Below are 17,120 nucleotides of genomic sequence, written 5' to 3'. Positions count from 1 at the left end.
AATATTTTAATTATGCACCATCAAATGATTAATTTGGTGGTAAACCAAAATCTTCTGGCTTATAAAGACCTGCTGGCATCTTGTTTTCTAAGAAATCGATTTGTTCTTGAGAGAGCGTTCGGTTATAGAGCCGAACTGTTTTGGTGATGATTTGTCCACTATCTTCCATATATTTGCCGTTGGTGTAACAGCGCATCTCACGAGTTTCCCCGATCGCAACTTTACTTTGGTACTCTTTCGGTATCCATCCAAGGGGGAAGTACCCGATATTTCTGGTACTTTCAGGAAAGCTCATATCAACACCAAGTTCCATCCGCGCCTTTGTCTCACCCGCAGCAGGTTTCATCCGTTGAACAATCCGAACAAGAACATTTTGCCCTTTCCATTCACCTTTACTCCACACATTGGGTTCTTGCTTGTGAACGTTGTATGCGTTGAAATAAGGCAAAGTATCAGGATTTTCTTGTAAGTCCATGAGAATTTCGTCCCTGAATAAGTTGAATACCAACGACCCAGTGCTAACCTCAGATGCTCCGGTATGAACCGCTCTCCAGTAAGCAGCAGCCCAACTTTTTTCAGTGAAGGGCTGACCGTCAGCATCCGCTAATTGTTCTAGCGCGGAGTCTTTGAGAGCTTGAAATTTAGCAGACACCTCACGAATTTTGGTAGTATCACCATCATTTTGAGTTTTCCATTCGATCGCAGCACTCATTTCTATCCGGTATGCCTTGCGATGTTCAAAAGCAAAATCGGTTTGTTTCTGATCGACCACAACGCCCACAAAAAGTGCATTCTGAAAGGAGTTGATGTCGAGGTTGGTTTCCAATTGAGCTGGTCGCCAGTAGGTGTTAACGACTCTGACCAGCCGGGAAATAGTATCGATCGCATCGTCGGCAACGGCACAGGGGCGAGACAGATAAACCGCATCCTCTTTAAAATCTTTGAGCCACGGAATTTTGCCCGCGTCTCCGAGAGTGTTGAGATAGTCAGTAACAGCCTGCAAACCCTTGTCATTATTCGGATATGCCGATTTCAATGAGTCAACCGCAATTTGTAATTCCTGACTCAGAAAATCGATAATTGCCATTTCTGTGGGAGCTGTCTGCATCCCACCAGGAGGAATCAGCAGCACTATTCCTTCAACTCCCGCACCTCGCGCCCGACCGAGAAGTGAGGCAACAATTCCAGTGCTGTCGTTCATGCTGTTGATGGCGACTTCTTGGAGAGTTCCAGGCAACGCCATTTTGGGAAGCTTGTCAACGGATGGAGGTTTGTCAAAGTTGGCGATCGCATCTCTCAGAGCTGGATACTCCTTGGATGCAATGAGTTGAACAAAGTCCCCGTCAAAGTCTCTCCCCAAATTCAGCATGAGTTTTGTCGAGGCTGCCATCAATCCTGAACCTTTGGCATAAGTGCCTTCATGACGGTTGATCCAGAGCTGACAGTCTCCCCAGTGGCGCATGGGGTTGCAAAATACGATGTACTCGCCGGGAGCCATCCCCGGTGCACAAAATACTTTTTCCTTAAAAGTGGTTACGTTGTTAGCGTCCGTGGTTTCGTATTTTTTGAAATACTCATCAGGCTGGGACATCAATGACCAAAAACGAACCCCGGCTGCTTTGGCTAAATTGAGCCAAACAGCTCGAAGTCTTTCTGCTACTTTCCCGGTGATGTAGGGATGCAGTAACAGCCTGCCTTTTATGTCATATTTAATAATCTCCATTGCCGTATTGACATATTCAGCTTCTGACTGGATACTGTCGCCTTGTTCACGCTCTTGCGCTGCTTCTACTTGATGGATTCTCAACTCTTTAGCAAGTGCTTGAATTGAGTTAGTAGCTGCTGCTAATTTTTCACATTTTTCCCGAAGTCGGGTAATGATTTTGTCTTGTTCAAGGGTTTCAAACTTAAACCATTGAAATAGCATCCAGCCTGCTTTTGCTGTGCGCTGTTCCGCCTCGAATACTAATCCACAGAGTAATTTATCCGTGTAGTTTCCGAGTGCTGGTTTCTTGCCTTTCAGCGAACTCCAGGGAATCACCAAATCATAGCCAGAATTATCTAGTGCGGGATTATAGGCGATCGTCCCTTTTGCTACCCATTTTTTAAATGCTGCTATCCGAAACTGAATAGGAATATCAGCATCAATTTCATCAGGGTCAAATTCTACTGTTCCTGCGCCTAATATCTCCATAAATTCTCTGGAAGCTTTGGCGTGACTGTCTCCGCTGTTCCAATGCCGTTTATTTACTGGATCATCTTGAGGATTGCCATTAGCATCTCTGGCTGTATCATCAACAATCACATAATTGAATTCTCGACCTATTAAATGTTTGCATCCTGTGTGAAGAATACTGCCGTAAATGATTCGTTTCCATTGTTCTGTTGCTAATCCTCCATAGTAATCACTCCCGATCGGAGATAGATTGAATGTAAACCTACCGTGATTGCGAGAATTGCTAGCTAAATCCAGTTGATATCGATCAGTTTTATCCACAATAAATGGATTCAGCAGTGCAGGATTTTTTGTATTTTCTGGGATTTCACCAATACAAAATCTATCTTTCCTAACATCTTTGTGTAACCCTGAAAGCAGAGTATTTCGCAAAGTTACTTTGGGAGTATTCGACCATTCTTTTGCAACACAGTCCCACACTGACCAAACAGCAGTTGTTGCTACTTTTGCCAGTGTTTCGTCTGCGCCGTACCAATCGTAAGTCAGCTCATAAATTGTTGGCATCTGTTTAAATGAAGTCCATAAAATTGAGTCTACCTGTTGCTATTCTAGCAACTTTATCAGGCCCTAATAATGCTGCAATTTCTTCTTTTCCAGTGACTTGAATTGGATTATCAGGATTAGTTAAATTATAACAAATCGCATACTCATTTTTGGGATTTAATCCGAGTCCTATGATTTGGCTCATAGCAAGTTTGGCATTGTCCCGCATATTTTTAGCTGAGAGTTTGAACTGATCCAATATTTCGATCGAATTAGTTTCGTACATGGTAGCTACTCTCAGATTGAATCTGTTTGGATTATCGACTAAATCTCCAAAGACATAGAGAGTTTTCGACAAAGCAGTTTTATTTCGCATCGCTAAAATGATAATGATTGAGACAATTAAAATCGGCCCTGCCATTGCAATCAGAAACATCCAGGCAGTAACATTCATATTACTGGTTCCAAAAACAGTCATTAACAAAGCTTCGTTAATTTTCAAAGCAGAAGCAGCAAAAAATCTTAATGCTTCAGCCCCTGAACTGCCAGAAACTTTGAGGACGATCGAAGTTACGCAATGAATAAGAGCTGTAATTAAACTTCCTGGAATTCCTGCCAAATTCATGCAAGTCGTTAAAAACCAACTTGCTATGCTAGAAATTATGCCTGCTGTAATTCCTACTGTCGCTAAACCACTTCCTACAGCAACGATCGGCGCTATCACCGGGACAATTATCAAAGCACTCGCATTTACTTTGATACTTCGCATTGATAAGATTTGATCGTTGTAAATTGAGTTGATATCGTAGTTGCTATTACCTATTACTGTTCCTGTACCTGTACCTGTTCCTGTTCCTGTTCCTGTTCCTGTTCCTGTTCCTGTTCCTGTCGTAGAGCGTACAATTCTGGGAGAAGGGATAGGTGCATCACCCATAGCAACTAAACTTCTAGCCACATTGTTGTATTTAGATCGCGTTCTACGTCGATCGTCTAATTTTAGTCGTTCATCTTGCAATTCTTGGTAATATTTATCTCGTAATCTTCTAGCTTCTTCCTGCATTTGAAGCTTTTTTTGATTAATTGATCTCCAAGCCTCATCCATAGCGTAGTTAATTTTTACCCCGGTTTTGGACAATTCTGGGAGATTTAAGCTATTGTTGAAAGCATTTATGACATCACCATAGATACCTTTCTCTGTACTTGTAGAGATTAATCCAGCCAACGCTCTTTCACCAGCACCTGCTAAATTGGGATAAAGTTTGCTGTTGTAGGCACGGTTGATGCCGTGGGATGTTTCCAAGAATGCTGTTCCACATTGAGCTATCAGAAGAGGAAAGGCTGCTACATTCTGTGATGACTGAAGCCAACCTAAAAGAACTTTAGCCGTTGGATGAGCCAACAATCCCTGAGTCAGCGGTTGCTCCAGGAGCCATTGCTGAGGAGCCTCCATTATCTTTTTGACTTCACTAACTCCTTTTAGTGATTGAAAATTCGCCCAAACATCATCGAGTGGATTGGTAGGCATAGTAAGTGTGGTTGTTTTAGATATTTTTAACAATATTATAATTCAAGTCACACTTACTATGCCTACCTCATCAGCTAATTTTAAGAATTAGACTTCTTCAAACTTTCTTGTTTAGCAACTCGATCGCACTCAGTCAGTTCAGGAGTAGATTTTCGGGCTAGCCAGATCCATGTCACCTCATGAACTTTTGCTAATTTATCAAGTTCTTCCCACAAGTCTTGATTAGCGTTACGTTTCCAACCTTTAGCCATTGTGTTTACGACGTAGCTTGAATCCGAAAACAGTGTCACCTTACAAGGCTTCTTGAGAGCTTTCAACGCTTCAATCGCTGCTGTCAATTCCATCCGATTATTGGTAGTGGTTGTATCAGATTGACCACTAATCATTTTCTTGTTAGTTTTGTCTGGAATTGTGAGTAATGCAGCCCAACCACCTGGCCCTGGATTCCCTGAGCAAGCACCATCACAATGAATATTAACCACACTTTTTGTTTCAGTTACAGTTGTCATTACTTTTAACAAAAAAGAACATCAAAATCTAAAAGCGAAGCTACCTAAAACCTGAATTATTGCTATAATATAACAAAGAATTGGGGAAATTTATGTCAGAATACACAGATTTGTTGAGACAATATGCGCGTTTATCGGTTATCAATTCTGGATTGTCGATCGAGAATTCGGAATTATTGATCGAGAATTCGGAACTGTTAATAGAAAGTTTGAGGGTAAAAGCAGAAAATCTAAGACTGACTGAGCGGTTGGAACAAATGAACTATTTAGCAAGAGCAATGTATAACGATTTCAAACTCGATCAACCACATGAAAACTTGACAGAAAATAATAGAGAATCCTTAGAGCTGGAGAGTGGCGGGACTATCTATTTAGTTCAGTATCTCGATCGAAATGGAAAATCCTACATATCAACAGAAGGTTTTACACCAGAAGGTGACATAGCCCCTAAGCTTTATTATTTCGGCTATGCGGTCTTTTTCATGGTAGAAGAACTGGTACGACAAGGATTTAATAGTCTGCCTGAGAGATTTTCAACGTTGTTCGATCGAAACCCAAAGTTTATGAACTATGTAGTCAAAGAATTTGAACGGGTGATGGCATATTATTTATAAGTCCAGCGAAGAAGTTCAGCAGTCAAAGAACAAAAATTTGATATTCATTTAGAAACTAAGGAAGTTTTACTTATGGACGATCGTACCAAACAACGGTTTGAAACAACTTGACGACCAATCGCTTTCATAGATAACCCCTGACTCCGCAAACTACGAATGCGTTCTCTCAAAGCTTCAATTTCAGCGGTCGATGGCGCTACGCCCTTCGACTACGCTCAGGCAAGGCCCCGCAAGCTACGAGTAGATGGTTCGACTTGCTTAGGCTGTAAGTCCCATGCTCTGATACTGCGCTGTACCTTTCCTGCTGTCGTGTTGGTATGTTTGGCTATCTCGGAATAAGATAGCCCTAGACGGTACAAACGGATTTGTTCTTCTAGATTGCTCATCTCTTTCGCAGAATTATTAATATTGAAGTAGAGAAGCTAGAAACTGGAGACGCATCAAAGGAACAGTCGCTTGGGGAACGCAGATCGACAAACCTGCTAAGTTGATTGCTTCTGCCCTGCCTGGAGTTCTCCGTTTTACTCCTGGCTCGGCTGGCGGGGGATTGAATCGCCACCAGTGGTCATAATGCAATCCAGCCAGGTACTCGGAAATCCCATCATCCAGAGGCATAGCTCTGGGTTTAGTTTCTGGGTAGCTGGTAAACGACTTTGCGATTTCAATCTGTGTTCCAATGTGTTTTGACCAGCCCTCCCACCTTTTCCGTTGCTGGATGCCAAAGTGGTTGGCGTAGGCAATGATAAAGACTCTTTGCCTCTCATGTACCGCACCGCACTCCGACGCGCTGATAACTTCAACTTCTGTTTCGTAACCGCCCATTCTGAGTCCGGCAATAATTGTTCGTAGCCCTCGATCGATAAGCCCGACAGGATTCTCCACCAATACAAAACTTGGTCTACCGAGTATGACGCATCGGAGTGCTTGGAACCATAGACTTGATTCGATGTGAATGAGTCCGGTTTTGGTTCCGGCTCTTGATGTCCCTGTGCAAGGGAAGGAGATGGTGTAGACATCGGCTTTATGTTTGATTGGTAGGTAGTTACAGATATCGGAATGAATTGGGATTTCTGGGAAATGAGTTCTAAGAACTTTTTGGGAATAAGGATTCTTTTCTACAAATTCGATCGTCTCTAATTTAATCTGAGAGTTCGCGTTAACTAAACTCCCTGCTAATTCCCAAGCTCCTATTCCCGCAAACAAATCAACGCATTTCAGCTTCATATTAGTGACTTTATTTTAATTTTATCATTTTCACTTCGTGTTTGGGAAGTAGTTTTGAATCAACAACTGTGACTAATATGACTAAAATTGTAATGATTTCTGGCAGTCGCTCAATCAAAGATATCACCGCTGGATTACCATCAATCGATCGAATAATGGAGCTAAAGTTTTCGATAATAGTTGGTGATGCGGGAGGCGTAGACAAGTTAGTTCAAGAATATCTGCGTCGATCGAATTACCTGAACGTTAAGGTTTACTTTGCTTTGTGGAACGGCAACGGAAAACCGAGAAATACGACGGGGTATGAAACGGTTGGAGTTGCAGGAAGCTATGTCGATCGAGACAAGATGATGTGCTCAGTTTGCGATTACGGTTTGGCTCTCTGGGATGGCACAAGTCGCGGAACCAGGGATAACATCGATCGAACTGGAAGGAAAACCAAAATTATCAGAATTTGAGGCAATTGAGGTTGGTCGGTGAGGGTCGCTTCGCGATAAGGAAGCGATCTCTCATCGCTGTAACTATCATGACTATTACTCTAGAAATGTTTGATTTCGACAAATTTACGACTGAGAAAGTTAAATTTGCGATCGATATTGACCGTAAAGTTTTCAACGTATCTGAAGGTTTAACCGATCATTATGATCAGTTAGATAATTCTCCACTGTGGCGAGGTAAGTTTTCAGTTGAGGAGTATCGGCAAATGCTATGGCTACAAATCCAAAAGCATTTACCCAGATATTTCAAGGTCAGATTAAAAGGTTTCTATGAGCCTAATTTAGTCCCTGATTCAGATATCTTTCGATCGATTATGGAATTAGCTCATGCTTACCGAGATAACGGTGAGTTGAAGCTGATTTATATTTCCGATCGTTCCCATGCTGAACTTATCGCCAGATGCGTTGATTATGTGGCAAATCAGATTCTAAATTAGAATTTCGGCTGTACCAGGAATTTATCTCTTTTCCTGGTAAGAAGCCGAGGTTTTCAGCGATACCGGAAATTAATCTTTGGTAAGAAGCTGTTATCTGACTATTATACCCGCAACATCGAAAACTGCAATTTAATATTAAGGAGAATCATGTCAGAAATTCACATCAATCCAATGAGCCTCTTCCCTTATGATGTCAACAGACGGGAGGGAACCTATTTCGATCGAAACGGTAAGCGAGTTAAGGATGAGTGTCTAGAAGGTCATTATGCTGTTGCTTATGAAGGTACAGACATTCGCTTGGCAACTTGGGCTGGTAAACAGCGCAAAGAATTGACCAATTTAGCTACTTATTTTGAAGGAGCAACAGTCGAAGAAAAACGTCAAATTATTTGGCACAAAATTGAAAGTCAAACAGTTAATAGACATTTTCTTCGTTTCTGTGAGAGACATAGAAATGAGCCTTTATTTCTATGGTATGTAAGTTCCTACGACTTGCCTACGGCTCAATTTATCAAAAGATTATTGGAATGGTATTGGTCACAATACCCAATAATCAATCATTAAAAGCTGCTATACTCTAACTAATTTAGTTGGAGTATAGCCTCATGTGTGCAACAAAATCTCCTGATAAACCAGCAATCAAAATAACAGACATAACCCCAGAGTATAACGTCAATTATAAAACTGGGTACATAGGATTTCTCAACAAGGGAGCCGACGTAACATCTCTCGGTATCGCTTATTTTACAGGCTGGAATTTGATAAGCGATATCCATGTGACTCATACCTTGATTGTCGCGGGTGAGGATCAATGTATTGAAGCAGACATGGTAAATAACACAGTTAAGGTTTGCAGCCTAAGCAAATACTTCAATGACCCTAACTGTCAAATCTTCTTCCGCAAACCCATACTTTTCAACGAGGCGGTAGGTTATGCGATCGCATACAAAGCCAGTCTCGAAATCGGCAAACAATACGATTTCGGCGCAATTTTGACCCAAGGACTCTCAGGCAGTTTCCCTGGGCGGATGCTCGATCGACTGCTGACCGGAAAGTTGGAGGAACTGCTAGGTAAACTGCTCGACAACCCTAATAAATGGATTTGCAGCGAGCTCGTTGCTTACACCCTAGATGAGCAGTTACTTTACCGAGATAAAGGCATCCTGAAACGTCCTAACTCTACCATCAGTCCTCAAGAACTTTTCCAGGATACCGAAATCTTTGCGCCCTGGAAACATTCTCCACCTTCAATAACAGAAACAGTAACAGAAACAAAAACTGTTACCGTAACCAAAACAGTAACAAAAACAGATTCAGAAACAGATTCAGGAACAGACCTAATCTGTAAGTAAGAATAGCTGAGGTTAACCGTTAAAACGCTTTGCGGTAAGGACGTGAGTTTGCCCACGTTCTACCCGTGAAGGAGTTTTGACATGAGTTTAGTTACAGTTACAGCAACAGGAAAGAAGGTAGTTGCGCCGATTTCGCATCCAGACCAGTCTCAGTTTGATTTGCCGATTAGCCAGAATTTGGTTTGGCGAGGCGGTGTCTATGTTTGCGTAGATGGCAAGAAGGAATATCATTTCTCTTGCCAACTCTCGCTATGTGTCCATGGCGATCGCATCCAGGTAGGTAGCCTTTATTCGACTGTCTGCGGGGTAGTTACGGTTAAGTCGATCATCCCTTCAGTAACCGTTGCTCAGTATTTTGAGTATATTGTCGAAACTGAACAAGGAACTGAAGAAAAACTTTTGCCCTGGGAAATCTACAGAGCTGTCTAACTTTTACTTCAAGAATCTTAAGCTGTTTATCGCAACAGTTTGAGATTCTTCTTTATGCTCATGTACAGGTACAGATACACAAAGAGACAGGTACACGCTATGTCTGAGTGAAAATGACAAAGAAAGAGAGATGGAAATACTTCGTTTTGATGAGACGATGTATTTTCGATCGTCTCATGGAAAACAAGTCATGTTTTAATTGGATTATCCGCAATAATTATGCAGATGCTGATTTCTGGCTCATTAACAAAGGCAGTGAACAGAAATTGGGAAATCCAGTAAAAGAATTTGAGCCATTCTTAACAGGCATTAAATGTCCAGCGCTGATTATTCCTGATTATGCCTACTACTTGTGCGTTTATCTACAGCAGCAAGGAACATGGGAAAGATTAGCGATCGGCTCAACAGGATTAAAGTCATTGCGAATTGGTGATATCAGAAAGGTATTTTCTGGAATTGGTAATCAGTACAAACAACAACATCAAGCCAGATACAAAGCATTTACACCCTCTAAGCAAACTGTCTCATCAGGAATCTAATCATGGAAAAACTCAACTTTGGCGGGATTGAAGGACAAGTATTAGCCTTATCCCCACACAATAGCTATTTCCTGGTCAAACTCTCAGAACGCGCCGTTATCCGAGGCATTTACACCTCGGATTTTGTTTGGGATTCAACAACCGATAACTTGAATGGATTTCACCCGAATTTGTTTACTTTGTACCTAGGAGTACGCTCAACTATTGAAGCAACACTTGTCAAGAACAAAATCCGACTTGCTGGCGGGAAACCAAATGAACAGGTTCGTGAACCCAGATATCTGTCGAATTCACAGTATGAAATCCGAATAATCGGACTTTCTGCTCAATCGATCGTACAAATTGTCAAGGATCACTTATAGCAACATCAGAAACATCAGAAACATCAAACACTAGCAACTAAAAAAACAAATCAAGAAACAGTTTCCAAGGTTTGTTAATGTTTTGCTTCGCTTTGAAGTGTTGAGTTATTTACTTAGTAAGGAATCTTGGTCATGGAAACAGTCAATTTTGCAGGTGTTGAAGGTGAAGTAGTGGAAACATCACCGCACGGTAGTTACGTTGTAGTAAGATTGAGCGATCGAATCACAATTGTCGGCACAACCAATAATCAATTCAATTGGCAAGAAATGCCGGATGCAGCTTCAGGATTTGAATCCTTCATCACGTACATAGGGATTCGATCGAAAACTGAGGCTACTACATATCTCAATCTCGTAGCTACAGTTGGCGGTTACACACTCCCGAAAGAAGCCGAACCCAGAAAAGCTAAGCGGATTAAAGATTTCCCGTTTGAAATGAAAATACGTGGGCTAACTCCTGAGTTTGTTGCTGAAGTAATTCGCTGCAAGAAAAAGTAGCTAACTACTCTAACTACTAACGTAAGTTTCTCTTCAAATAGTGAGGAGAAACTTACACTACCCAATTCACACAATTCAAATGACTGACAAAATAGTTTACGATGTGATTCAACGGTTTGAAGTTATTGACGGTGTGCCTCAATTGATTTCTACTGACATTAAAACAATTCACGGTGGAACAACTTTGTTTTCGATCGCAGAAACTTGGTTAGCAAAGAATACTCAGTTAGTCCGGTGCTACACAGAACAATACGTTGGCTACAAAAACAAACGTGACAAAAGATATCAACTGATTCTCACTCCTAGAGCAACCTCTCTTCAAGTAGCCTTTCCCGTATCTAACTTGAGTGGCAAAGTTAAGTTTGTTACCGAAAACGATGCGCTGTTTCCTTACGCACTGAAGGTGTCGATCGAGAACAAAGAAACTCTTTTCAAGCTTCTTAATGACCTTTTTCCACAACACAAACAACAGCAGTAACAAAAGATGTATCCAAACGAACGTGAACGACAAGTCTTTGAATCTGAACGTGAGAAATCGGAAATCACTAAAAAGCTAAAGTTGGCTTTCAAATCGTTAGCTTGGCAACATTACCAAGAACAGATGACTGAAGCCGAGTTTAACAAACGTTGGCAAATCCATCACATTCATTCGATGGATTACTATCGAACTGTTTGGTATCTCATGGAGAAAGGCTTTTCTATCCAAGCATTATTAAACAGCCAATCAGAAACAGAAACCTAACTTACTCTACTTTTACTACCATGATTCAGATTGATTCAGAAACAGAACAAGCAACTCTACGCCTACGTGATGCGTTCCGTGTACTCGCATGGGAGGTGTTTGAAACGAATCCTGAGATTCGTGAAGATTTAAGTCAGCGTTACACCAGATTCTACAGTCGCTGGAGACAGTGCAAGATTCGATCGATGGATCTAACTGAACTTTCTCTCTTAGCAACAGAAAGAGGTTTCTCGATCGAACAACTGTTGACTATCAGAGAATGTTACTACTCCATCGCGCAACCTTATCCAGACACTTTTGCTGATGATTAATGGTTGACCTAGACCTAAGTTGATGATGGTGAGTTTATCTTTCCATCATCAATCGATCGATGGCTACAGCTACGAAAGAAAGAACCTACAGTAGCTTTTCTGTTAGGGTCGCTTCGCGATAGGGAAATGAGATAGGTTTTCTGCTTATTTCCAAAATCACTGTACATTTATCAAAGGAATTTCATCATGGCTATTGTATTTATGTCCAAAACTGCCAAAAAGCGTAGTTTGTTGATTGATGCGCTTCGTATTCTTGCCTGGGAAGAGTACAAGTCTACCAACAAAGAAGCACTCAAGAATCTTCAGTATGGCGGTTATGCTGTCTTTGACAAAGAATGGCAAGTTGATGAAATTCATGGCAAAGGTTATGAGGATCTTCTCGCTTTTGCTAAGAGTCTAGAGTTTTCTGAGGCAGAATTGCTTTCGATTCGATCGAAATACTACTCCAAGAAAGCCAATACTGCTAGCACGACTCCCACCAAGAAGGATACATCTAACGGCAATATTCCAGAAAATGTTTCCGCCTATGAAACTATTCCTGAAGAATATGATATTGATGATGTGTTTTAGCCTTACTTAACACAGATTGATGGTGGAGAGTTTCTACTTTCCATCATCGATCGATCATCAGTCAATCGATTAATCAGTCAGTCGATCGATGAAAAGAGAAGAAGTGACAGAAGTTTTTTCGTTAGGGTCGCTTCGCGATAAGGAGGTGAGTGAAATATTGTCGTTTGGAGCCTAGTATCATGGAAAAGATTAAGAAAGTTATCCCAAATATCTCCGAATTTAAAGAGTATTTGCGAGGTTTAGTTACGGAAATGGAATATAGCCACAGTAGTTTGACCAAGAAAAGGTTAGAGCTTTGGTTATTTAATAAAGTCCATTTAGGCAATGGACAAGTTAGCCCTGGTTTTTATGACCAGAGGTTATATGACCTTTGTCAGAGGCTTTATCCAGGCAGTAACATAGGTTTGTTGACCTATCACGGCCCTGAAAGAGGTGGTAGTTGTGGTTTGATTGCTCCACATCGCGATCATGGGTATGGTAGACCGATCGCAGTATCTCTCAATATTGGCATAGCAGAGTTTGTCGTTGATGGCAAAAGCTGTGTGTTGAATGATGGAGAAATTGTAAAGTTTAATTGTAAGCAACTCCATTCTGTCCCTCGCATTATGAGTGAGGAAAGATTTAGTTTGGTGTTGTGGCAATTGAATGAAGCCAAAGGTTATCTATCGCAAATGGTAGAGCCGATCGAATGGTAAAATAATGGTTAAATATTTTGGATTTGATCCAGAGTATTTAACCGTTATCTCCTAGGTTGTCAAAGAAAGAAACAATGGTGAAGTCTAGTGTTGGGTAGGGCTTCGCCATTAGGGATTGAGTTAGATTTTTGTACTTTACTTAGAGGTTTATCATGGCTATCAATATCTTGACCAAATCTGAAAAAGAAGCATCCAATCTGAGAGATGCTATTCGGATAATGGCTTGGTCACAGTTCAAGGCTGACAATGATACCGATCTCAAAGGTTTAGATTTGTACGAAATTTTCAAAAAGGACTGGGAAACGTATGAGATTCATAAAATGGATCTGGCAGGAATTCGTACATTTGTCGGCAAGTTGGGATATACATCCGACGAATTGATGCAAATTCGATCGGAATATTATGCCAACAAGAAAGAGTACAACAACAACAACAACAAAACTGATGAATTTTAGTTATAGCGATACCGAGGCGCGTAGCGCCCGCCAGCTACGAACTTAAGAAAAAGCCTCAGTATCTGTGATAGATATTGGGGCTTTAAAATTAAGAGAAAGAGTAAGTGAAGATTTTTTGTGAGGGCGCTTCGCGATAAGAGAATGAGTTGTAATTTTGCAACTCATTCTCTTATCTAGGTATTTTTCATGGCTAATTTAACTGAAACTTTGGTATCGATCGTAATTGCTGGTGAATTAGCAGCCATTGCATTGTTAGCAGCAACTCCAATCATTGGTTATGCAAAAGTAACAGCAGCTCATGTCCAGTTAGTTCAAACAGCGAAGCAAAGCAGATATGATGCAATCGTAAATTATGGCGAAGTTAGAAGTGTCGCAATTTTCACAGGCGATAAGCCAGCAATTGCAGAGTGTTTGAGCGGAGTTTGTGGAGCTAAAATCCCTTTGCCTAGTGGTATCACCATCAAATCAACCTTTAGAGGTATTGATGCGAAAGTTGCAGGTAAAGCAGGTAGCAATGTAGCAACGTTGATTAGTTGGGCAAGCGAAACCAATAGCGGAATTGGTGGTAGCTATGGCCAGCATGGAACAATAACCTTTAGCCATCATTGGACTAAAAAGCGGTTTTGCTTAGTTCGGGGTGGAGCTAATGGCAATCAAGGCGAAGTCGTAATCCGAACTGATAAGGACTGTAAATAGCAATGTTGAAGTACAAGAAAATCTCTAGCTGGTGCTAGAGATTTTTTTTTAGACCCACACAACCATTATTCATCAACCAAAAATCACTCATCGTGAACAAGAAAATTGTCGGTTTAGCAGGTTTAATTCTCGCTGGTTTCGCTTCCTGTCAGCTCATGAAACCAAAGTCAACCGAAGAACTTCCCGCAGCTCCAGTCATCAAAGCATTGCCTCAAGATCCATCACTTCAGGTTTACTTCAATCAGTCTCAGACTTCTAGCTATACTGAGCCTTATCGCCAAATTACTCGTCCAGGTCATGACTTAGAACAGCTCATGGTCTATTCCATCAATAGCGCTCGCGAGAGTGTCGATGTCGCTGTTCAAGAACTTCGCTTGCCTCGGATAGCGCAAGCTCTAGCACATCGCCATCGGTCAGGCATCAAAGTTCGAGTCATCATCGAAAATCTGTACAATCGTCCTGTTGCTCTTTCTCCCTCACAGATAGCAGCGTTACCCAAGCGTGAGCGCGATCGCTATGCCGAACTCGTTCACCTTGCAGATACCGATAAAGACGGTTCGCTGTCAGATGCGGAAATCTCCACCGGTGATGCTCTGGCGATCGTCCGTGAAGCAGGAATCCCCATGATTGACGATACCGCTGACGGCAGCAAAGGCAGTGGATTGATGCACCACAAGTTCATTGTCATTGATGGCAAAACCGTTATCGCCACTTCTGGCAATTTCACTACCAGCGATATTCATGGCGATTTCAAGAGCGCCGAAAGTCGGGGAAATCCGAATAATCTGCTCAAGCTTCAAAGCCCGGAGCTGGCCAAAGTTTTCAGCGAAGAGTTCAGCCTCATGTGGGGTGACGGCCCCGGTGGGAAACCAGACAGCAAATTTGGTGTGAAGAAGTCTGCTCGCCCGATCGCCAGAGTTCAAGTCGGCGGTGCGACCGTCGCGGTTCAGTTCTCGCCGGCGACAAGCAAAACTCCCTGGCAGCAGACACCGAACGGATTAATCGATCGGACTTTAGCCACCGCATCCAAGTCCGTCAATCTGGCGCTGTTTGTCTTCTCTGCTCAGCAGTTGGCAGACACACTCGAAACCAAATCTCGAACCGGAGTCGGCATCCGAGCTTTGGTTGATTCCAGTTTCGTCTACCGTCCCTACAGCGAGGCGATGGACATGATGGGAGCCAGCTTGCTTGAAGGCTGCAAATTGGAAGTCGAAAACCGTCCCTGGAGTCAGCCACTGGCGACGGTCGGAATGCCAAAACTTCCTGTAGGCGATGGCTACGCCCCGGCTTACGCCTACGACTGCACCACAAGTTCGGTGTTGTTGATGGAACCAAAGTCATCACCGGTTCTCACAATTGGAGTGAAGCCGCCAACCGGGCAAATGATGAAACGCTGTTGGTTGTGGAAAGTGCCACGGTCGGCGCTCACTTCGAGCAAGAATTCGTAGCTTGCGGGGCGCGTAGCGCCATCGGCTCTATCAAGGCGCAATTCTCGGTCTGCCACAGCGCATCAAGCAGAAGATGGATTCTCGCAAATCTGAATGTAAGTAGATAATTCTCCAGCCCTCGCTGGAGATTTTCTGTTACCTAGCGCTTCGCGTTAATGAGTTGATTTCTAACTAAAAACTATGCTGCACCTCAAAAGCTATTTCTCTGTTTCTGAACAACAAGCTTTAGTTGAGCTTATCCGAAATATAGCCAGAGCCAACGGCGGGATAACAATTCCTGTGATGCCCAGTGGCCAGAAATTCAACTGTAGCCAAACCAGTTGCGGGATTGTTGGTTGGCTATCCGATCGCAAAGGCTATCGTTACTCATCCATCAATCCAGTAAATAATCAGCCATTCGCAGCAATGCCGACAGAGTTGATAGATATTGCTCAAAGTTTAGCCAAATTAGTTGGTGAATTTGATTACCATCCCGAAACCTGTCTAATTAACTTTTACCCAGCCACCGGGAAAAGTAAGTTAGGTTTGCATCAAGATAACACCGAGCAGAATCTCAAACCCTGCATCATTTCGATATCTCTCGGTGATGATTGCAGTTTCGTCATCGGCAGCAACCGCAGTCGCAAAGACCCACTCGACGGCATCCTCTTACGATCGGGCGATGTCCTCATCCTCCACGGTGACAGCCGTTTAGCCTATCACGGAGTCCAAAGAATTCTTCCCAAAACCTCGGACTTATTGAAAAACCACGGCAGATTAAACTTAACCATTCGCCAAGTTTATTAGCCAAGAAATAACACAGAAATAAGTAATGCTTCGCCATGAGTTGTTGATTCTTTTTCAGAGGAACAACTCATGGCAACAAGCAATATTCCTGCTTTACAACAACGAGTCAATCGAAGTCTTAACCGCGAGACTCAATACAATTTTGATGAACCGTTTGATGTGAAAGAGTACCACACCGCGATGATTACTGGACATCGCTGGTTCAATTACAATATTCCGATCGATCAACTTATCACAATGGCAGTGAAGCAAGGCGTGACTAAATTCTTGTGTGGTATGGCACTCGGCGCTGACCAAGTTGCAGCAGAGATTTTAGTTCGGCGTAAACTCAAATGGACAGCCGTGATTCCTTGCGCTGATCAACATAAGTTATGGAAACCTCGTGAGCAAAGTCATTACAAGAAGTTGCTGGAGAAAGCCACAGAACAGAGATGCCTTTATCAGACCTACAAACCTGGTGTCATGCAGGCTCGGAATTTGTGGATGGTGAAACGATCGGACATTTGCCTAGCAGTTTTTTCCGGCGACCCTCACGGCGTTGGCGGTGGAACTGCCACAACTTTCGAGATGGCCCGCAATCATAATCTGCTCATTTATCAGTACATCCCGGCTGAATCTCAGTTCTTAATTATTGAACCTGCTCACCGTCAGTTACGCCTCTTCTAGCTGTTTTTCATCGCATCCCCCTTATTAAGGGGGACATCTGACCAAC

The 17,120-nt window shown here is 42.4% G+C and carries 23 protein-coding genes and 1 pseudogene; 20 read left to right on the top strand and 4 right to left on the bottom strand.

The annotated features are described in order from the left end of the window. Positions 1-28 precede the first annotated feature (28 nt). From QT979_RS13580 to QT979_RS13570, 3 genes are read right to left on the bottom strand one after another with little or no spacing between them, the layout of a single operon-like run. Positions 29-2,740, bottom strand: coding sequence for a hypothetical protein (locus QT979_RS13580; protein ID WP_333310507.1), 2,712 nt, complete (start codon positions 2,738-2,740; stop codon positions 29-31). Positions 2,741-2,744: 4 nt separating this feature from the next. Continuing rightward, positions 2,745-4,277, bottom strand: coding sequence for a hypothetical protein (locus tag QT979_RS13575; RefSeq protein ID WP_333310505.1), 1,533 nt, complete (start codon positions 4,275-4,277; stop codon positions 2,745-2,747). Positions 4,278-4,324: 47 nt separating this feature from the next. Continuing rightward, a complete protein-coding gene (locus QT979_RS13570) occupies positions 4,325-4,753 on the bottom strand; it encodes an RNase H family protein (RefSeq protein WP_333310503.1) in 429 nt (142 codons plus the stop codon). A gap of 92 nt (positions 4,754-4,845) precedes the next feature. Between QT979_RS13570 and QT979_RS13565 the strand changes: the two genes are divergently transcribed. Beyond that, the gene (locus QT979_RS13565) at positions 4,846-5,367 is read left to right on the top strand and encodes a hypothetical protein (protein WP_333310501.1); all 522 of its coding nucleotides are present in this window, start codon (positions 4,846-4,848) and stop codon (positions 5,365-5,367) included. 402 nt (positions 5,368-5,769) lie between these two features. Here the strand turns inward: QT979_RS13565 and QT979_RS13560 are convergent, their stop codons facing one another. After that, complete coding sequence (locus tag QT979_RS13560; RefSeq protein ID WP_333310499.1) at positions 5,770-6,591, bottom strand: DNA cytosine methyltransferase; 822 nt, start codon at positions 6,589-6,591, stop codon at positions 5,770-5,772. A 77-nt stretch (positions 6,592-6,668) separates the two neighbouring features. On the opposite strand from QT979_RS13560, the gene QT979_RS13555 reads away from it, so the two are divergent. From QT979_RS13555 to QT979_RS13465, 19 genes and pseudogenes are all read left to right on the top strand, one after another. Beyond that, positions 6,669-7,049: a hypothetical protein gene (locus tag QT979_RS13555; protein WP_333310497.1), complete on the top strand. Its 381-nt coding sequence runs from the start codon at positions 6,669-6,671 to the stop codon at positions 7,047-7,049. A 68-nt stretch (positions 7,050-7,117) separates the two neighbouring features. Further along, the gene (locus tag QT979_RS13550; RefSeq protein ID WP_333310495.1) at positions 7,118-7,525 is read left to right on the top strand and encodes a hypothetical protein; all 408 of its coding nucleotides are present in this window, start codon (positions 7,118-7,120) and stop codon (positions 7,523-7,525) included. Positions 7,526-7,672: 147 nt separating this feature from the next. Next, positions 7,673-8,089, top strand: a complete 417-nt coding sequence (locus tag QT979_RS13545; RefSeq protein ID WP_333310493.1) for a hypothetical protein — start codon at positions 7,673-7,675, stop codon at positions 8,087-8,089. Between the two features lie 41 nt (positions 8,090-8,130). Beyond that, positions 8,131-8,877 carry a hypothetical protein gene (locus QT979_RS13540; protein ID WP_333310491.1) on the top strand — a complete coding sequence of 249 codons (747 nt, stop codon included), beginning with the start codon at positions 8,131-8,133 and terminating at the stop codon, positions 8,875-8,877. An 81-nt stretch (positions 8,878-8,958) separates the two neighbouring features. Then, positions 8,959-9,306 carry a hypothetical protein gene (locus QT979_RS13535; protein ID WP_333310489.1) on the top strand — a complete coding sequence of 116 codons (348 nt, stop codon included), beginning with the start codon at positions 8,959-8,961 and terminating at the stop codon, positions 9,304-9,306. 113 nt (positions 9,307-9,419) lie between these two features. Further along, a complete protein-coding gene (locus tag QT979_RS13530) occupies positions 9,420-9,845 on the top strand; it encodes a hypothetical protein (protein WP_333310486.1) in 426 nt (141 codons plus the stop codon). Positions 9,846-9,847: 2 nt separating this feature from the next. Then, a complete protein-coding gene (locus tag QT979_RS13525) occupies positions 9,848-10,207 on the top strand; it encodes a hypothetical protein (RefSeq protein WP_333310484.1) in 360 nt (119 codons plus the stop codon). Between the two features lie 132 nt (positions 10,208-10,339). Then, the gene (locus tag QT979_RS13520) at positions 10,340-10,705 is read left to right on the top strand and encodes a hypothetical protein (protein ID WP_333310482.1); all 366 of its coding nucleotides are present in this window, start codon (positions 10,340-10,342) and stop codon (positions 10,703-10,705) included. A 79-nt stretch (positions 10,706-10,784) separates the two neighbouring features. Continuing rightward, positions 10,785-11,183: a hypothetical protein gene (locus tag QT979_RS13515; RefSeq protein WP_333310480.1), complete on the top strand. Its 399-nt coding sequence runs from the start codon at positions 10,785-10,787 to the stop codon at positions 11,181-11,183. A gap of 6 nt (positions 11,184-11,189) precedes the next feature. Beyond that, positions 11,190-11,447: a hypothetical protein gene (locus QT979_RS13510; protein WP_333310478.1), complete on the top strand. Its 258-nt coding sequence runs from the start codon at positions 11,190-11,192 to the stop codon at positions 11,445-11,447. Between the two features lie 20 nt (positions 11,448-11,467). After that, positions 11,468-11,758 carry a hypothetical protein gene (locus QT979_RS13505; RefSeq protein WP_333310476.1) on the top strand — a complete coding sequence of 97 codons (291 nt, stop codon included), beginning with the start codon at positions 11,468-11,470 and terminating at the stop codon, positions 11,756-11,758. Positions 11,759-11,944: 186 nt separating this feature from the next. Then, positions 11,945-12,328, top strand: a complete 384-nt coding sequence (locus tag QT979_RS13500) for a hypothetical protein (RefSeq protein ID WP_333310474.1) — start codon at positions 11,945-11,947, stop codon at positions 12,326-12,328. A gap of 179 nt (positions 12,329-12,507) precedes the next feature. Continuing rightward, positions 12,508-13,023, top strand: a complete 516-nt coding sequence (locus QT979_RS13495; RefSeq protein WP_333310473.1) for a hypothetical protein — start codon at positions 12,508-12,510, stop codon at positions 13,021-13,023. Positions 13,024-13,175: 152 nt separating this feature from the next. Beyond that, a complete protein-coding gene (locus QT979_RS13490; protein ID WP_333310471.1) occupies positions 13,176-13,478 on the top strand; it encodes a hypothetical protein in 303 nt (100 codons plus the stop codon). Positions 13,479-13,664: 186 nt separating this feature from the next. Beyond that, positions 13,665-14,174: a hypothetical protein gene (locus QT979_RS13485; RefSeq protein ID WP_333310469.1), complete on the top strand. Its 510-nt coding sequence runs from the start codon at positions 13,665-13,667 to the stop codon at positions 14,172-14,174. Positions 14,175-14,329: 155 nt separating this feature from the next. After that, a pseudogene (locus tag QT979_RS13480) lies at positions 14,330-14,962 on the top strand (phospholipase D-like domain-containing protein); the annotation flags it as partial. Positions 14,963-15,369: 407 nt separating this feature from the next. After that, positions 15,370-15,729: a phospholipase D-like domain-containing protein gene (locus tag QT979_RS13475; RefSeq protein WP_333310565.1), complete on the top strand. Its 360-nt coding sequence runs from the start codon at positions 15,370-15,372 to the stop codon at positions 15,727-15,729. 73 nt (positions 15,730-15,802) lie between these two features. Then, the gene (locus QT979_RS13470) at positions 15,803-16,408 is read left to right on the top strand and encodes an alpha-ketoglutarate-dependent dioxygenase AlkB (protein ID WP_333310467.1); all 606 of its coding nucleotides are present in this window, start codon (positions 15,803-15,805) and stop codon (positions 16,406-16,408) included. Positions 16,409-16,477: 69 nt separating this feature from the next. Beyond that, positions 16,478-17,074 (top strand): SLOG family protein, encoded by a 597-nt coding sequence (locus QT979_RS13465; RefSeq protein ID WP_333107495.1) that lies wholly within the window; start codon positions 16,478-16,480, stop codon positions 17,072-17,074. Positions 17,075-17,120: the final 46 nt, after the last annotated feature.

It is taken from the genome of Microcoleus sp. w2-18bC1, assembly GCF_036700365.1.
In the GTDB taxonomy this organism is placed as follows: Bacteria; Cyanobacteriota; Cyanobacteriia; order Cyanobacteriales; family Microcoleaceae; genus Microcoleus.
Note: the sequence above shows the minus strand (reverse complement) of the source record. Positions and strands in the feature narration are given on the sequence as shown.

What these genes read in the sequence shown, in the direction of transcription:
- QT979_RS13490 (WP_333310471.1), top strand. Translation starts at nt 13,176, where the DNA reads ATGGCTATCAATATCTTGACCAAATCTGAAAAAGAAGCATCCAATCTG.
- QT979_RS13510 (WP_333310478.1), top strand. Translation starts at nt 11,190, where the DNA reads ATGTATCCAAACGAACGTGAACGACAAGTCTTTGAATCTGAACGTGAG.
- QT979_RS13580 (WP_333310507.1), bottom strand. Translation starts at nt 2,740, where the DNA reads ATGCCAACAATTTATGAGCTGACTTACGATTGGTACGGCGCAGACGAA.
- QT979_RS13555 (WP_333310497.1), top strand. Translation starts at nt 6,669, where the DNA reads ATGACTAAAATTGTAATGATTTCTGGCAGTCGCTCAATCAAAGATATC.
- QT979_RS13545 (WP_333310493.1), top strand. Translation starts at nt 7,673, where the DNA reads ATGTCAGAAATTCACATCAATCCAATGAGCCTCTTCCCTTATGATGTC.
- QT979_RS13465 (WP_333107495.1), top strand. Translation starts at nt 16,478, where the DNA reads ATGGCAACAAGCAATATTCCTGCTTTACAACAACGAGTCAATCGAAGT.
- QT979_RS13505 (WP_333310476.1), top strand. Translation starts at nt 11,468, where the DNA reads ATGATTCAGATTGATTCAGAAACAGAACAAGCAACTCTACGCCTACGT.
- QT979_RS13515 (WP_333310480.1), top strand. Translation starts at nt 10,785, where the DNA reads ATGACTGACAAAATAGTTTACGATGTGATTCAACGGTTTGAAGTTATT.
- QT979_RS13560 (WP_333310499.1), bottom strand. Translation starts at nt 6,591, where the DNA reads ATGAAGCTGAAATGCGTTGATTTGTTTGCGGGAATAGGAGCTTGGGAA.
- QT979_RS13495 (WP_333310473.1), top strand. Translation starts at nt 12,508, where the DNA reads ATGGAAAAGATTAAGAAAGTTATCCCAAATATCTCCGAATTTAAAGAG.
- QT979_RS13565 (WP_333310501.1), top strand. Translation starts at nt 4,846, where the DNA reads ATGTCAGAATACACAGATTTGTTGAGACAATATGCGCGTTTATCGGTT.
- QT979_RS13550 (WP_333310495.1), top strand. Translation starts at nt 7,118, where the DNA reads ATGACTATTACTCTAGAAATGTTTGATTTCGACAAATTTACGACTGAG.
- QT979_RS13570 (WP_333310503.1), bottom strand. Translation starts at nt 4,753, where the DNA reads ATGACAACTGTAACTGAAACAAAAAGTGTGGTTAATATTCATTGTGAT.
- QT979_RS13525 (WP_333310484.1), top strand. Translation starts at nt 9,848, where the DNA reads ATGGAAAAACTCAACTTTGGCGGGATTGAAGGACAAGTATTAGCCTTA.
- QT979_RS13470 (WP_333310467.1), top strand. Translation starts at nt 15,803, where the DNA reads ATGCTGCACCTCAAAAGCTATTTCTCTGTTTCTGAACAACAAGCTTTA.
- QT979_RS13485 (WP_333310469.1), top strand. Translation starts at nt 13,665, where the DNA reads ATGGCTAATTTAACTGAAACTTTGGTATCGATCGTAATTGCTGGTGAA.
- QT979_RS13535 (WP_333310489.1), top strand. Translation starts at nt 8,959, where the DNA reads ATGAGTTTAGTTACAGTTACAGCAACAGGAAAGAAGGTAGTTGCGCCG.
- QT979_RS13520 (WP_333310482.1), top strand. Translation starts at nt 10,340, where the DNA reads ATGGAAACAGTCAATTTTGCAGGTGTTGAAGGTGAAGTAGTGGAAACA.
- QT979_RS13500 (WP_333310474.1), top strand. Translation starts at nt 11,945, where the DNA reads ATGGCTATTGTATTTATGTCCAAAACTGCCAAAAAGCGTAGTTTGTTG.
- QT979_RS13540 (WP_333310491.1), top strand. Translation starts at nt 8,131, where the DNA reads ATGTGTGCAACAAAATCTCCTGATAAACCAGCAATCAAAATAACAGAC.
- QT979_RS13530 (WP_333310486.1), top strand. Translation starts at nt 9,420, where the DNA reads ATGACAAAGAAAGAGAGATGGAAATACTTCGTTTTGATGAGACGATGT.